At 69.7% G+C, this 14,884-nt stretch carries 5 protein-coding genes and 1 pseudogene; 3 read left to right on the top strand and 3 right to left on the bottom strand.

Features of this window, described 5'->3' with window-relative positions:
• Positions 1–141 precede the first annotated feature (141 nt).
• Positions 142–1,896 (top strand): annotated as a pseudogene (locus tag HH212_RS27880) (methyl-accepting chemotaxis protein).
• 136 nt (positions 1,897–2,032) lie between these two features.
• Complete coding sequence (locus HH212_RS14375) at positions 2,033–2,434, top strand: PRC-barrel domain-containing protein (RefSeq protein WP_170203099.1); 402 nt, start codon at positions 2,033–2,035, stop codon at positions 2,432–2,434.
• A 191-nt stretch (positions 2,435–2,625) separates the two neighbouring features.
• Here HH212_RS14375 and HH212_RS14370 read toward each other — a convergent pair whose 3' ends face one another.
• A complete protein-coding gene (locus HH212_RS14370; RefSeq protein ID WP_170203098.1) occupies positions 2,626–3,948 on the bottom strand; it encodes an amidohydrolase in 1,323 nt (440 codons plus the stop codon).
• A gap of 324 nt (positions 3,949–4,272) precedes the next feature.
• Positions 4,273–7,503 carry an error-prone DNA polymerase gene (locus HH212_RS14365; RefSeq protein ID WP_308633208.1) on the bottom strand — a complete coding sequence of 1,077 codons (3,231 nt, stop codon included), beginning with the start codon at positions 7,501–7,503 and terminating at the stop codon, positions 4,273–4,275.
• 108 nt (positions 7,504–7,611) lie between these two features.
• Here HH212_RS14365 and HH212_RS14360 point away from each other — a divergent pair, with 108 nt between their 5' ends.
• Positions 7,612–7,995: a hypothetical protein gene (locus tag HH212_RS14360; RefSeq protein WP_229217282.1), complete on the top strand. Its 384-nt coding sequence runs from the start codon at positions 7,612–7,614 to the stop codon at positions 7,993–7,995.
• 143 nt (positions 7,996–8,138) lie between these two features.
• Here HH212_RS14360 and HH212_RS14355 read toward each other — a convergent pair whose 3' ends face one another.
• Complete coding sequence (locus tag HH212_RS14355; RefSeq protein WP_170203097.1) at positions 8,139–14,876, bottom strand: Ig-like domain-containing protein; 6,738 nt, start codon at positions 14,874–14,876, stop codon at positions 8,139–8,141.
• Positions 14,877–14,884 lie beyond the last annotated feature (8 nt).

Below are 14,884 nucleotides of genomic sequence, written 5' to 3'. Positions count from 1 at the left end.
AAAATCCGCAAAAGATCCTGAACAGTTACACGGATCGCATAACTGAACGTAGAATTTCCTGATATTTCCACAGGTAAACTATTTTCAAGGACAGCGATGGCACTCCCCGTTACTTCCCTTCCCCGGCGGCGGCTCGCCGCCATGAACATCGGCGCCCGCCTCGGCACCGGCTTCGCCCTGGTGCTGGCGATGACGATGGCGATCGCCGGCCTCGGCGTCTGGTACCTGCACACGATCGCCGCCGAAACCCAGGCGATGCTCGACGCGCCGCTGGCCAAGGAGCGCATGATCGTCGAATGGCGCATGCAGACCTTCGGCGCGGTGCGCCGCACCGCCGCCATCGTCAAGAGCACCGACCCGAGCCTGGCCGGCTTCTTCAAGGACGATGCCGCCGCCACGGTAGCGCGCACGACCGAACTGATGCAGAAGATCGAGCCGATGCTGGTCGACGAGCAGGAAAAGGCACAGTTCCGCACCATCGGCGACCTGCGCAAGGCCTATACGGCGGCCAAGGACAATGCGGTCAAGGCCAAGGTGAGCGGCGACAGCGCCGCCGCCGAGCGCCTGCTGCGCGAGGAATTCACGCCCGCCGCCAGGGCCTACGAGGACGGCGTCGGCAAGCTGGTCGAGATGCAGCACCAGCGCATGGGCCAGATCGCCGCCGGCATCGCCGCCGACACCATCGGCAGCGCGCGCAGCATCGCCGTGCTCAGCGCGGTGGCGCTGCTGGCCGGCGTGTTCTGCTCCTGGCGCCTGACGCGCGGCATCGTACGGCCGATCCGCGCGGCGGTGGAGCTGGCGCAGGCGGTGGCCGCCGGCGACCTCACGCGCCGCATCGATGCCGGCGCCGGCGGCGGCGAAACCGCCAACGGCGGCGACGAGACCGCCGCCCTGTTGCGCGCCCTGCGCTAGATGAACGACAGCCTGGTGCGCATCGTCGGCGACGTGCGCGGCGGCACCGGCGCCATCCACGGCGCCGCCAGCGAGATCGCCGCCGGCAACCTCGACCTGTCGGCGCGCACCGAGCAGCAGGCCGCCGCCATCGAACAGACCGCGGCCTCGATGGCACACCTGGCCGACACCGTGCGCCGCAACGCCGACAATGCGCGCCAGGCCAACGGCTTGTCGATCCAGGCATCCGAAGTGGCCGCGCAGGGCGGCGCCGTGGTCGACCGCGTGGTCGCCACCATGGGCGAGATCAATGCGTCCTCGCGCAAGATCGTCGACATCATCACGGTCATCGACGGCATCGCCTTCCAGACCAACATCCTGGCGCTGAACGCGGCGGTGGAAGCCGCGCGCGCCGGCGAACAGGGACGCGGCTTCGCCGTGGTGGCGGGCGAGGTGCGCACCCTGGCCCAGCGCTCGGCGGCGGCGGCGCGCGAAATCAAGGCGCTGATCGGCGACTCGGTCGACAAGGTCGGCAGCGGCACGCGCCTGGTGGACCAGGCCGGCGCCACCATGGGCCAGGTGGTGGAATCGATCCGGCGCGTCACCGCCATCATGGGCGACATCGCCAGCGCCAGCCAGGAACAGACCGGCGGCATCGAGCAGGTGCACGGGGCGATCGGCCAGATGGACGAGACCACGCAGCAGAATGCCGCGCTGGTCGAGCAGGCGGCCGCGGCGGCGGGCTCGCTGCAGGAACAGGCGGCGCGGCTGGCGGCGGCGGTCGATGTGTTCAAGCTGGATGCGACTGCAGCGCACGCCGCCGGCGCTGGCGCCGCACGTGCACCGCGCGCGCCGGCCGCAGCGCCGGTCCTAGCGGCACCGACGCCCAGGCCGGCGACGACCAGGCCGGTGCAGCCGACGCGCCAGCCTTCCGCGGCGCCCCCTGCCGCTAGCCGTCCCGCCGTGAAGGAAGCGATCGCGGCCGGCGAATGGGAAGAGTTCTGACGCGCTTTGCAGCACCTCTTTGCAGCACATCAAGCGGCCCGGGCGCGTCCCGGGCTTTTTTTCGCTTCCGTGTGCGCGCGAACGGAATCCGGGCATGCTCGGGTTATGCTGGCGCTTCCCTGAACAGGAGGCACACATGTCTTACGAGGAACGCGACGATTACGGTATGTACAAGAACAAGCACGGCAAGGGGCCGGGCCCGGAACTGATGGGCAGCACCACCCTGGTCGGCGACCACGTCCACAACCTGCAGGACGAGCACCTTGGCGTGATCAAGGAATTCATGATCGACATGCGCACCGGCACCATCGCCTACGCCGTGATGTCGTCCAGCCGCTTCCTCGGCCTGGGAGAAAAGCTGTTCGCGGTGCCGTGGCAGGCGCTGACGCTCGACCCCGAGCACAAGCGCTTCACCATGGACATCCCGAAGGAACGCATCGCCGCCGCGCCGGGCTTCGATACCGACCACTGGCCGGACATGGCCGACCAGCAGTGGTCGGGCGAGGTGCACGATTATTTCGGGACCAGGGCGGCGTGAGGGAGTGAAAAAGATGCCGCCGGCGATATTCGCCGGCACCGTCGTCCCCGCGCAGGCGGGGACCCATGCTGAGCTGTCGAAGTTACGAACGTCGGAGCATCTCCGTACTTTCGATATAACGAATTTTGATGCTATATATGGGTCCCCGCCTGCGCGGGGACGACGCATTTGGCTGCTCCGCATCCTTGAGCCTACTTCTTCGGCATCAAATCCAGCAGGATCGCCGTCTCCGCCTTGATCGCATTGGTCACGGTCGGCTTGAAGTCCGGCGCCCATTGGGGCGAGTGCGTGCCCGGCAGCGGCTGGCCCGCCTTCCTGGCCGCGTCCAGGCGCCCCGCGTCGACCGCGCCCACGTGCAGCAGGATCGCCTTCACGCCCGGCTGCTGGCCGTACTGCGAAAAGTCTTCCGAGGTCATCTTGGCCGGCATCTCCTTCACCCACTCCGGACCGACCGCGCCCTGCGCCGCCTTGGCCATGCGCTCGATCAGCGCCGGGTCGTTGTAGACCGAATCGGTGCCCGGCTCGACCTGCACCAGCGGCTCCTTCGGCGCGCCGGCGGCCAGCGCTTCGCCCCTGGCTTCGCGCGCGATGCTGGCCAGCACGCGCTTGCGCACTTCCGGCTTGAAGGTGCGCACCGACAGCGACAATTTCACCTGGTCGGGGATGATATTGGCTTGCGTGCCGCCGTGGATGCTGCCGATGGTGATCACGACCGGATCGAGCGGGTTGTTTTCGCGCGAAACCAGGGTCTGGATCGCCATCACCAGGCGCGCGGCGATCACGATCGGGTCGCGCGCCTCGTGCGGCACGGCGCCGTGGCCGCCCTGGCCGAACACGGTGATGTTGACCACGTCCGACGACGCGCGGAACGGGCCGGCGTGGTACAGGATCGTCCCGGACGGCATGGTCGCGTCGTCATGGAAGGACAGCGCGTAGTCCGGCTTCGGAAAGCGCGTGAACAGGCCATCCTTGAGCATCGCCTCGGCGCCGTGCACGGTTTCCTCGGACGGCTGGCCGATCAGCATCAGGGTGCCGCTCCAGGCCTTGCGGTTGTCGGCCATCAGCTTGGCGGTGCCGTACCAGGCCGACATGTGCAGGTCGTGGCCGCAGGCGTGCGCCACCGGCACGGTCTCGCCGGCGGCATTTTTGGTGGTGACCTTGCTGGCGAATGGCAGGCCGGTCTTTTCCTGGACCGGCAGCGCATCGAGCTCGGTACGCAGCATCACGGTCGGGCCGGGGCCGTTGCGCAGGATGGCGACGAAGCCGGTGCCGCCGATGCCGGTCGTCACGTCGTAGCCCAGCGCCCTGGCGCGCTCGACCAGCTTGGCCGCGGTCTGGTGCTCGTCGAAGCCGAGTTCGGGATGGCTGTGCAGGTCCTGGTACAAGGTCTCGATGGCCGGATAGTTGGCGTTCAGCTGCGCGGCGAACGGCGCCGGCAGCGGCGCAGCGTGGGCGGCGGCAGCGGCCAGGCCGGCCAGTAGCAGGGAGTTGCGGAAGATGCGGGATGGCTTCATCGGTAGGGTCATGGAAGATGGGAAGAGATACGCGTGCAGGGATGCTTTTTTCAGCCTAACAGATCGACTTGCGTGCAACAACGTCGACCGTGAGTCCCGACACGTCGTCCCCGCGCAGGCGCACTGCTGTCCAGGATAGTATTGCTGGCCTAAAGACCGTCGTCCCCGCCCTAGCCGGGCGCCTTGGCGGGGACCCATACATCGTTTCTATAATCGATCACTTGGAAACGCTACAGGATTTCACAAATAGCGATTTTTGATACTCAGCATGGGTCCCCGCCTGCGCGGGGACGACGTGTGGACTGTACCGAAGGGGGTAGCGTCTCAACAAAAATCCCTGCTGCGCGTATCCAGCGCCCCCAGCAGGTGCGACATGTCCACCAGCCGCTTGGCCACCAGGTGCCGCACTTGCCCTTCCCGCTGCCACACCCCGTACACCCCCAGCAGCGCCGCGTTCAGCACCTCGCGCCGCTGCCGCTCGACCAGCGACGCCCACACGATCACGTTGACGTTGCCGGTCTCGTCCTCGATGGTGAGGAACAGCACGCCCTTGGCGGTGCCGGGCCGCTGGCGCACGGTGACGATGCCGCAGGCGCGCGCCAGCTGGCCGTTCTGGAAATCCATCAGCACCCCGGCCGGCAGGAAGCGCTTTTCCAGCAGCTGGCGGCGCAGCAGCGCCAGCGGATGGCGGCCCAGCGTCAAGCCCTGGGCGCGGTAGTCGCCGACGATGTCCTGCCCTTCGCTCGGCGCCGCCAGCACCGGTGTTTCCTCGACCGGCTCGGTGGGACGCAGCAGGTCGCTGTCCGGCGCCGCGCCCGATGCCTGCCACAGCGCCTGGCGGCGGTGCCCGGCCAGTGCGCCGAGCGCGTTGGCAGCGGCCAGCACCTGCAGGTCGGCGCGCTCCAGGTGGCCGCGCCGCGCCAGGTCGGCCACGCTGGCGAACGGGCGGATCGCGCGCGCCAGCTCGATGCGCTCTGCCGCCTCGCGGTTCATCCCGCGCAGCAGGTGCAGGCCGAGGCGTACCGCCGGCTGCGGCCGGACGCGACCGGCGCCGCCGCCCTCCCCATGGCCGGCATCGTCATGCTCTTCCAGCGCCGACTCCCACCCGCTCACCATCACGTCTGCCGGGCGCACCTCGATGCCGTGGCGACGCGCATCCTGCACCAGCTGCGACGGGCTGTAAAATCCCATCGGCTGGCTGTTCAGCAGCGCGCACAGGAAGGCAGCCGGTTCGTGGCACTTGAGCCAGGAACTGGCATAGGCCAGCAGCGCGAAGCTGGCCGCATGCGACTCGGGAAAACCGTATTCGCCGAAGCCCTGGATCTGGCTGAAGATCTGCTCGGCGAAGGCGATGTCGTAGCCGCGCGCCAGCATGCCGCCGACGATGCGCTCGTGGTATTGCTGCAGCCCGCCCTTGCGCTTCCAGGCCGCCATCGCGCGCCGCAGCTGGTCGGCCTCGCCCGGCGTGAAGCCGGCCGCCAGGATCGCCACCTGCATCACCTGTTCCTGGAAGATCGGCACGCCCAGCGTGCGCGCCAGCGCCTTTTCCATGTCCGGGCTCGGGTAGACCACGCGCTCCTTGCCCTCGCGCCGCTTCAGGTACGGGTGCACCATGCCGCCCTGGATCGGCCCCGGGCGCACCACCGCCACCTCGATCACCAGGTCGTAGAAGCGGCGCGGCTTCATCCGCGGCAGCATGCTCATCTGCGCGCGCGACTCGATCTGGAACACGCCCACCGTGTCGGCCGCGCAGATCATGTCGTAGGTCGGCTTGTCGTCGTGCGGGATGTCCTGCATCTCGAACACGGCGCCGTGGCGCCGGCCGACCAGGTCGAAGCCGCGGCGCAGCATCGACAGCATGCCCAGCGCCAGCACGTCGACCTTCATCAGGCCGAGTTCTTCGAGGTCGTCCTTGTCCCACTGGATCACGCTGCGCTCCAGCATGGTGGCGTTCTCGATCGGTACCAGGCGCGACAACTGCCCGCGCGCCATCACGAAGCCGCCCGGATGCTGCGACAGGTGGCGCGGAAAACCGAGCAGGCGCTGCGCCAGCGACGCCCATTGCTGCGACAGCGGCGCGGCGGGATCGAGGCCGCTGTCGGCCAGCCGGTTCAGCAAGTCGGCCTTGCCGTCGAACCAGTGGTGCTGCTTGCACACCTTGTCGACGATGGCCAGGTCGACGCCCAGCGCGCGCCCGCTGTCGCGCAGCGCGCTTTTCGGACGGTAGCTGATCACCACCGCCGCCAGCGCCGCGCGCGTGCGCCCGTACTTGCGGTAGATGTACTGGATGATCTCTTCGCGGCGCTGGTGCTCGAAGTCGACGTCGATGTCGGGCGGCTCGTTGCGCTCCTTCGAGATGAAGCGCTCGAACAGCAGGCTGGCGCGCGCCGGATCGACCTCGGTGATGCCGAGGCAGTAGCACACCGCCGAATTGGCGGCCGAGCCGCGCCCCTGGCACAGGATGCCGAGCGAGCGCGCATGGCGCACGATGTCGTACACGGTGAGGAAGTAGTGCTCGTAGCGCATCTCGGCGATCAGGGACAATTCGTGCTCGATCTGCCCCTGCACCTGCGCCGGAATGCCGTCGCGGAAGCGCCGGTGCGCGCCGATATACGTTTCGCTGCGCAGGTAGCTGGCCGCCGAATGGCCGGGCGGGACCACCTCGTCCGGATACTCGTAGCGCAGTTCGTCCAGCGAAAAGCTGCACAGGGCGGCGATGCGCAGCGTCTCGCGCAAGGCGGCGCGCGGATAGATGTTGGCCAGGCGCACGCGCGAGCGCAGGTGCTGCTCGGCGTTCGGCGCCAATTGGTAACCGCATTCGGCCACCGGCTTGCCGATGCGGATCGCGCTCATCGTGTCCTGCAGCGGCTTGCGCGAGCGCACGTGCATCACGACGTGGCCGAGTGCGACGATCGGCAGGCCGTGCTGCCAGCCGACCTCCTCCACCGCCGCCCGGTGCGCGTCGTCGAAGGCGCGGTGCAGCAGGGTCAACCCGAGCCAGGCGCGCCCGGCGAACACGCGCGCCAGCCAGGCCGCCTGGGCGTGCAGGCGGTCGATGGCGGCGGCTTCGTGGCCGGGATACGCCGGCAGCAGGATCGCCAGGCAATCCGGCATGCCCGTCAAATGCGCCAGCGCCGGCGGCGGCGCTTCTAGGTCGGCCGGGTGCAGCAGGTAGCTGCCCTTTTCGCTGCGCGTGCGGCCCAGCGTGATCAGTTCGGATAGGTTGCCGTAGCCGTTGCGGTTTTGCGCCAGCAGAATCAGCGACAGCGCATGGTGGCCGGTCTCGTCGGCGAGGTGGAAATGGGCGCCGACGATCAGCGGCAGGCCGGCGCGCTTGGCCTCGCCGTGCGCGCGCACCACGCCGGCCAGCGAACACTCGTCGGTCAGCGCCAGCGCCTGGTAGCCCAGCTGCAGCGCGCGCGCCACCAGTTCTTCCGCATGCGAGACGCCCTGCAGGAACGAGAAGTTCGACAGGCAGAACAGCTCCGCATAGTCGGGCAGGCCCATGTGCAGGCCGGTGGACGAATCCAGCGAGGATGGCGGCGGTGAATGCATCGATCGGGGGCGCTGGGCGCTACAATAGGGTCGAACAGGAAATACTGTATAAAAACACAGTATAGCCGATGAACCCGATGGAACGTTGCGAAATACACATTACGAAACATGCCTATCCATGCCATGACCTGCTTCGGCGCCGGTGCCGGCGCCGGCAACCCGGTGCTGGTGATCGAGGACGGGCCGCTCGACCCGGCCGAACGCCAGGCGCTGGCGCGCGAACGCAATACCACCTGCGTGTTCATCGGCGGCGCTGCTGCGCGCGCCGGCATCGGTCGTCACGTCGACGCCGCGGGTGGCGTCGGTCGGCAGTCCCAAGCTGCTGGTCGAAGTGGCGGACGTGGACACGCTGTACGGCCTCGCGCCGGACCTGGACGCGATCGCGGCCTGGTGCTCCATCAAGGGCGTGCCGGCGGACGCGATTGCCTGATCCGTACCCGCCTGGAGGAAGGCGCGGTGCTGGTGGGTGGAACGGTGATGGAGAAACCGTAAAGTCGGACAAATTTGCCGTGGTGAGACGTACGGCAGTCTCTACCGATTGCAGCCGTATCGTGGATCGGCGCCGCATCCTTCCGGATGCGGCGCCGTTTTTCACCAGGCCGGCATTCCCGAAGAATGCCGCTTGCCGGCCCAGTTTACACGCTGAAGTCCCAGTCGGTCGCCGCGCGCTGGTGCCCCACCATCTCCACCGATTGCACCATGGCGGTGGCCACCGTTTCCAGGCTGGCGCCATGGGCCATCTGGCCGGTCCAGTAGGCCAGGCCGCCGCTGTCCGGCGCACGGTTGAACAGCGCCTGGTACAACAGGGCCACGTCGTGCCCGGCGTTGCCGTTGAAACTGTCGTTGGTGGCGGCCACGCGCTCGCTCGACCCGATCATGTCCAGCGCCATCGCGCCCCAGCTGGCGCCGCCCTGGTGCACGTCGGCCCAGTACGCGAAGCCGCCCAGGTCGGCCTGGCGGCCGAACATGGTCTGGTACATGCCCGCCAGCGTGGTCAGGTCGGGGGCGTTCTGCACCGTGACGCTGGCGTCGCTGAACTGCAGCTGCTCGACGTTGACCACGAGCGCCTTGGCGTCCGGCGCGGCCTTGCTGCTGACCACCAGGTAGCCGTTGTGCGATTCGACGTTGAAGTCGGCGCGGGCGCCGTCGAAGGTGGCGGCATCGGTGCCCTGGCCGCCGTGCAGCAGCGTGACGCCGGTGGCCGGCACCGCCGCCGCATGGGCCTGGCCCGCGGACGGGTCGGCAGCCGGGTTGGCAGATGAGGTGGCCGTGGCCTTCGGCAGGCCGAAGCTCAAGGTATCGTTGCCTGCGCCGGCGAACACCATGCCCGACCCGGTCGCCTCCACCGTGAAGTGCTGGGCCGCGGCGTCGCCGCTGAGCACCGGCGCGCCGCTCTGCGCCACCACGCTGGCGCTGCCGATGACGGCCGCGAAGTTCACCCCCTGCAGCGCCAGCGTGGTGCCGGCGGCGACGCCGCCGGCATCGATCACCAGCGCCACGTGCTGGCCGGCCGGCGCGCCGGCGCCGCTCAGCGTCAGCGTGCCGCTCGCCCCGGCCGTGCTGACCGGAGTCACGGTCTCGACCAGCAGCGAGCCTTCCGACGCCAGCGTGGCCAGGTAGGTCTTGCCGTTGCCGGTCAGGTGGCCCTGGTCGGCGGCGTCGTGGCCGGGGGTGGCGGCCATGATCGCGCTGATCAGGTGCTCCAGCCCGTTGGCGACCGCCACGTTGGCCCCGCTCGCATTCAAGCCGTAGCCCGGCGCCAGCTGCGCCACCAGCAGGCTGGCGCCGTTGCTGGTGGCCAGCGGGATGTCGGCCACGCCGGCCTGGCCGCTGCTCTCGGCGCGGTCGGCGGTGACGATCGGGACCTGCACCGCGGTGCCGCTGGCGCCGCCCGGCAGGGTGACGGCCTGCGTCGTCACCTGCACGCCGTCGACCAGCGTGCTTGGCGGCGTCGTGACCGCCGGCGCGTCGATGCGCAGCGTGAACACCGCGCTCGCCGCCGAGGCGTTGCCGGCTTCGTCCACCTGGGTGGCGCTGATCGCGTGCGTGCCGAGTGCCAGGCCGGTGGCGGCGATGCTCCACTTGCCGTCGGGGTCCGCGGTCGCGCTACCGAGCAGCTTGCCGCTGCCGGTATCGACCAGCTTCACCAGCGCGAACGGCTCGGCGCTGCCCTCGAACACCGGATTGGCGTTTTCGGTGATGCCGTCGCCCAGGGTGCCGGTGTCGCTGGACGCCTTGAGCGTGGGTGCGGCCGGCGCGCCCGGCGCCTTGCTGTCGATGGTCACTTCGAAGCCGGCGCCGGCGCCCGACACGTTGCCGGCGCCGTCGACCTGGCGCGCGCTGACGACGTGCTTGCCTTCGGCCAGCGTGGTGGAAGCGATGCTCCACTTGCCGTCGGCGCCGGCCTGCGCCGTGCCGAGCACGGTGAGGCCGTCGCTGTCGTACAGCGTCACCTGCGCCAGCGCCTCGGCGGTGCCGGTGAAGACCGGCTTGGTCACGCTGGTGATGCCGTCGCCGACGGTGCCGCTGTCGCTGGCGGCGTCCAGGCGCGGCGCCGCCACGCCTGCCGGGATCGTGCTGTCGATCGTCAATGACAGCGGTGCGCCGGCGGCGGAGACGTTGCCGGCGGCATCGGCCTGGCGCGCGCTGAGCGTATGGACGCCGTCGCCCAGCGTGCTGCTGGCGATGCGCCAGGTGCCGTGGGAATCGGCGATGGCGTTGCCCAGCACGGTGACGCCGTCGCTGTCGTATAGCGTGACGCTGTTGTACGGATCGGCCTTGCCGGTGATGAGCGGCGCATTGTTGGCGGTGATGCCGTCGCCGGCGGTGCCGCTGTCGCTGCCGGGATCGAGCACCGGCGCCGAGGGTGCGCCCGGCGCCCGGGTATCGACATGCAGCGGCGGCATGCTGGCTGCCGCACCGCCGTTGCCGGCGGCGTCGGCATAGGCGCCGGCGGCCACCGTGATGCCGGCCAAGCCGTCGTCGACGCCGGCGGCCGGGGTGAAGGTGGCCACGCGCACCAGGCCGCTGCCCGACAGCGCCGACAGGGTGCCGCCGCTGACGGCGAGGCTGCCGGCCTGGCCGTCCCAGGCGAACGACGCGCCCGGATCCTCGCTGAAGGTGAAGGTGATGGTCGCCGTCTCGCCCACCTTCAGCTGCGCCCGGTCGCTGGTGATGGCCACGCTCGGGGCGACGGTGTCGAGGATGTAGGCCTGGGTATGCACCGGGCCGCTGTTGCCGACGGCGTCGCTGACGCGCACCTTGATCTGGTTGGCGCCCTGCGCGAGCAAGACCGGCAGCGACCAGGCCTGGCCGTCGGCCGATGCCGTGATCCAGTGCTGGCCGCCGTCGACCGAGACCTCGACGAACTCGCCTTTTACCAATGGCGCGCCCAGGGTGCCGGACAGGTTCTGCGGCGCCACGCTGGTGACGAAGTCGGTGCTGGAGGCGCCGCCGTCGGCGGAAAACACCACGGTCGAGACGGCGGTGGTCGGGCCGTCGGTGACCACGGTGATGGTCAGCGCCTCCGATGCGGGGCCGACGTTGCCGGCCGCATCGGTCGCGATAGCGACGATGTCGTGGCTGCCGGCCGCCAGCGTGGTGCTGGTGATCGACCACAGGCCATAGGTAGCGACGGCGGAACCGATCTTGGTCTTGCCGTCGTACAGGTCGACGGTGGCGCCGATCTCGGCGCTGCCGTTGAAGGTCGGCGTGGTGTTGCCGGTGATGTTGTCGGTGTCCGACGTGCCGGTGTCGGAGGCGTCGTCCAGGTCGGGCACGGACGGCGCCGCCGGGGCCTGGGTGTCGTAGACCAGCGCGACCGAGCCGGCGCCGCCGGCATTGCCCGCGGCATCGGTATAGGCGCCGGCCTCGACCCGGATGCTGGCCACGCCGCCGTCGACGCCGTCCTGCGGCGTGAACACGGCGGTGCGCACCGCGCCGATGCTGCTCAGCTCACTCAGCGTGCCGCCCTCGACGCTGATGTCGTGCGCATTGAAGGTCTTGCCCGGGTCTTCGCTGAAGGTGAAGGTGATCAAGGGGGTGTCGCCCGCCTTCGGGTAGGCGATGCTGCTCTTGATCGTCAGCGTGGGTGCGACGCTGTCGATGACGAGGTTCAGCGCGCCGCTGGCGGCGCTGGCGTTGCCGGCGCTATCGACCGCGCTGGCGCTGATCGCGTGCGCGCCCTGCGCCAGGCGCGCGCTCGGGACGATCGACCATGCGCCGTCGACCGCGATGCCGCTGCCGATCACGCTGCCGTCGGCGTCGCGCAGGATCACGGTGGCGCCGGACTCGGCGCTGCCGCTGAAGGTCGGGCGCTCGTTGGCGGTGAGGTTGTCGCTGGCGGAGATGCCGGTATCGCTGCCGGCGGCCAGCAGCGGCGCGCTCGGCGCGGCCGGCGCCAGCGTGTCGAAGCTCAGCGCGGGCGAGACGCCGGCGCTGCCCGCATTGCCGGCCAGGTCTTGGTAGCTGCCGGCCGGCACCGTGATGCTGGCGCTGCCGCCGTTGGTGTCGGCGTCCGGCGTGAACACGGCGGTGCGCACCGGGCCGTCGCCCGCGAGGGCCGACAGCGTGCCGCCGCTGACGACCACGCTGCCGCCGTTGCCGTCCCAGTGGAAGGACATGCCCGGGTCTTCGCTGAAGGTGAAGGTGATGGTGGCGCTCTGGCCCGCCTTCAGGCGCGCGACGTCGCTGGCGATCGACAGGGTGGGCGCGACGGTGTCGAGCGTGACGTCCTGCAGGTAGACCGGGCCGGCATTGTCGACCGCGTTGGCCACGCGCACCGCGATGGTGCTGCTGCCGGCCGCCAGGGTGATGCCACCCAGCGACCAGGCGTCGCCGTCGGCGCTGGCGGTGGTCCAATGCACGCCGCCGTCGAGCGACACCTCGACGCGCTCGCCGTCGGCCAGGCCGGCGTCCAGCCGTCCGGCGATGGTTTGCGCCGCCGTGTTGGTAATGAAATCGGTGGCGGAGCCGCCGCTGTCGGCCGACAACGCCAGCGACTTGATGCCGGTGGTGGGCGCGTCGGTGACGACCTGGATCTTGAGGATGTCCGACGCCGCGCTGACGTTGCCGGCCAGGTCGGTCGCGCGCGCGACGATGCCGTGGCTGCCCGCCGCCAGTGCGCTGCTGGTGATGTGCCAGACGCCGTCCGCCACGACGCCGGACCCGACTGCACGGGCGCCGTCGTACAGGGTCACGGTGGCGCCGTTTTCCGCCAGCCCGCTGAAGCTCGGGGTGGTATTGCCGGTGATGTCGTCGCTGTGCGAGGTGCCGGTGTCGGAGGCGTCGTCCATGTCGGGCATGGACGGCGCCTCCGGCGCGACCGTGTCCAGCACGTAGGCATGCTTGTAGACGGCGCCGGCGTTGCCGGCGGCATCGATGACGCGCACCTGCAGCGTGTCGGCGCCGGCCAGGGTGACGTCCAGCGACCAGGCGCTGGCGCCGGCGGCGGTGGCGGTGGTCCAGGTGGTGCCGTTGTCGAGCGAGACCTCGACCCGTTCGTCGGCGCCCAGGCTGGCGCTCAGGGTGCCGCCGATGGTCTGGACGGCTTGCGCGGTCACCATGTCGGTGGCGGAGGCGCCGGTGTCTTGCGACAGCGCGGCCGCGTTCACCTTGGCCGCCGGGGCGGTCAGGTCGATGTTCACGGCGGCGCCGGCGGACGCCGCGCTGATGTTGCCGGCCAGGTCGGCCGCCTTGGCGGTGATGGTGTGCGCGCCCTCGGCCAGCGCCGTGGTCGCCACCGACCACTTGCCGTCGCCGGCGGCGACCGTCCTGCCGACCACGGTGGCGCCGTCGCTGTCGACCAGGACCACGGTGGCGCCGGCTTCGGCGCTGCCCTTGAATACCGGCGTGGCGACGTTGGTGATGCCGTCGCTGCTGGAAATGCCGCTGTCGCTGGCGGGGGCGAGGGCGAGCGACGGTGCCGCCGGGGCGGAGGTGTCCAGCGAATAAGCGTGCGTGAAGGCCGTGCTGCTGCCGCCGCTGTTGGTCACGCGGGCCTGGAAGGTATCGCTGCCGAACAGTGTCGTGCTCGCGCTCCAGTCGTTCCTGCCGACGGTGAAGTTGGCGTCGCTCCAGTGCAGGCCATTGTCATACGACACCTCGACTTTTTCGCCGCTGGCCAGGTTGGCGCTCAGGTAGCCGGCGACCGTCTGTGCCGCGCTGTTGGTGATGAAGTCGGTACTGTCGGGACCGGTGTCGGCGGACAATGCGGCGCTCGTTACCGTCGTGGTGGGAACGGCGCCGGGGACCACGATGTTTTCGACGATCACGTTGTCGAAGAACGGTGCGTCATTTGCCGTCGAGAACGTCAGCTTGAAGCCATAGATCTGATCGAAGTCGGCGTTGCCGCCAACGTTGAACTGCGAAAACGCGCCGCCGTTGAGCGAGGTCCCGGTGAGCGAAAACGAGACCGCGCTTCCCTTGGCGTTGCCGTCGATATCCAGCGCCTGGAGCTGGAAATCGGCGTTGACGTTATTCCGCAGCGAGAATTGGGTAAGGTCGAAATAGAAGCCCTTGGCGTTGGACCGGAAGACGACGTAGTCGATGTCGGTGGCAATGAAGCGAAGCGACGTGCCGTCGTCGGCGCCGTACCCCGTGCCGTTGTAGCCGCGTATGCCGAACGACGATGCGGAACTGGTCGATTTGGTTTCCACGTCCCAGCCGGTCGATGCGACGTCCGCTTGCGTCAGGATGACCGTCGACGGATCATAACCGCCTGCCTGTTGCTGGTAGTACGTGGCGGCGATCGTCGAGAAAGTCGTGGTGTTCGATGCGATCGTGAGCGTGTGCGCATAGCCCGGCCATGCCAGCGTTCCCGCCGCCGCCGCGCCGCTCGCATGCTGGAGGCGCCATGCGCCGCCGAGCGCCGCCGCACCGACCGCGCCGGCCGATGCCGCCACCGGCACGCCCAGCGCCCCTGCCAGTTCGGCCACGAAGGCCTCGCCTTCGGCGCCTTGCGCCACATGGCAGCCGTACAGCAGCACGCTGCCGTCCGCACGCAGCGACAGGCCGATCGCCGCCAGGGCGTCGCGCACGTCCTGGTCGGCCAGCGCGGCACGGTCCAGCGTGCGTGCGCCGAGCTGCAAGCGGCCCGGGCCGCCGTGGCACAGCAGGTGCAGCGCGCCATAGCCTTCGCCCGTCGCGGCCCAGCCCACCAGCTGGGCCAGACCGTCGTGCGTGCCGCCGAATTCGACGACTTCGTTGCCGGCCGGCGCACCGGCGAACAGCATCTGGCGGTCGTCCAGCGCGGCGTCGACCAGTACGGCAGCCTTGTTACCGCCATTGACGGCAGGGTCGGCCGCGCGCAGGCGAACCGCGGCGGTTCCTCCTTGCTGCAATGGAAACTGGAAGTTTGGCTGGGAGAAGGACATGGCGCGGT

The sequence above is a fragment of the Massilia forsythiae genome (assembly GCF_012849555.1).
GTDB lineage: Bacteria > Pseudomonadota > Gammaproteobacteria > Burkholderiales > Burkholderiaceae_D > Telluria > Telluria forsythiae.
This window is presented reverse-complemented; position numbering and strand designations above follow the sequence as displayed.

What these genes read in the sequence shown, in the direction of transcription:
- HH212_RS14375 (WP_170203099.1), top strand. Translation starts at nt 2,033, where the DNA reads ATGTCTTACGAGGAACGCGACGATTACGGTATGTACAAGAACAAGCAC.
- HH212_RS14370 (WP_170203098.1), bottom strand. Translation starts at nt 3,948, where the DNA reads ATGAAGCCATCCCGCATCTTCCGCAACTCCCTGCTACTGGCCGGCCTG.
- HH212_RS14365 (WP_308633208.1), bottom strand. Translation starts at nt 7,503, where the DNA reads ATGCATTCACCGCCGCCATCCTCGCTGGATTCGTCCACCGGCCTGCAC.
- HH212_RS14360 (WP_229217282.1), top strand. Translation starts at nt 7,612, where the DNA reads ATGCCTATCCATGCCATGACCTGCTTCGGCGCCGGTGCCGGCGCCGGC.
- HH212_RS14355 (WP_170203097.1), bottom strand. Translation starts at nt 14,876, where the DNA reads ATGTCCTTCTCCCAGCCAAACTTCCAGTTTCCATTGCAGCAAGGAGGA.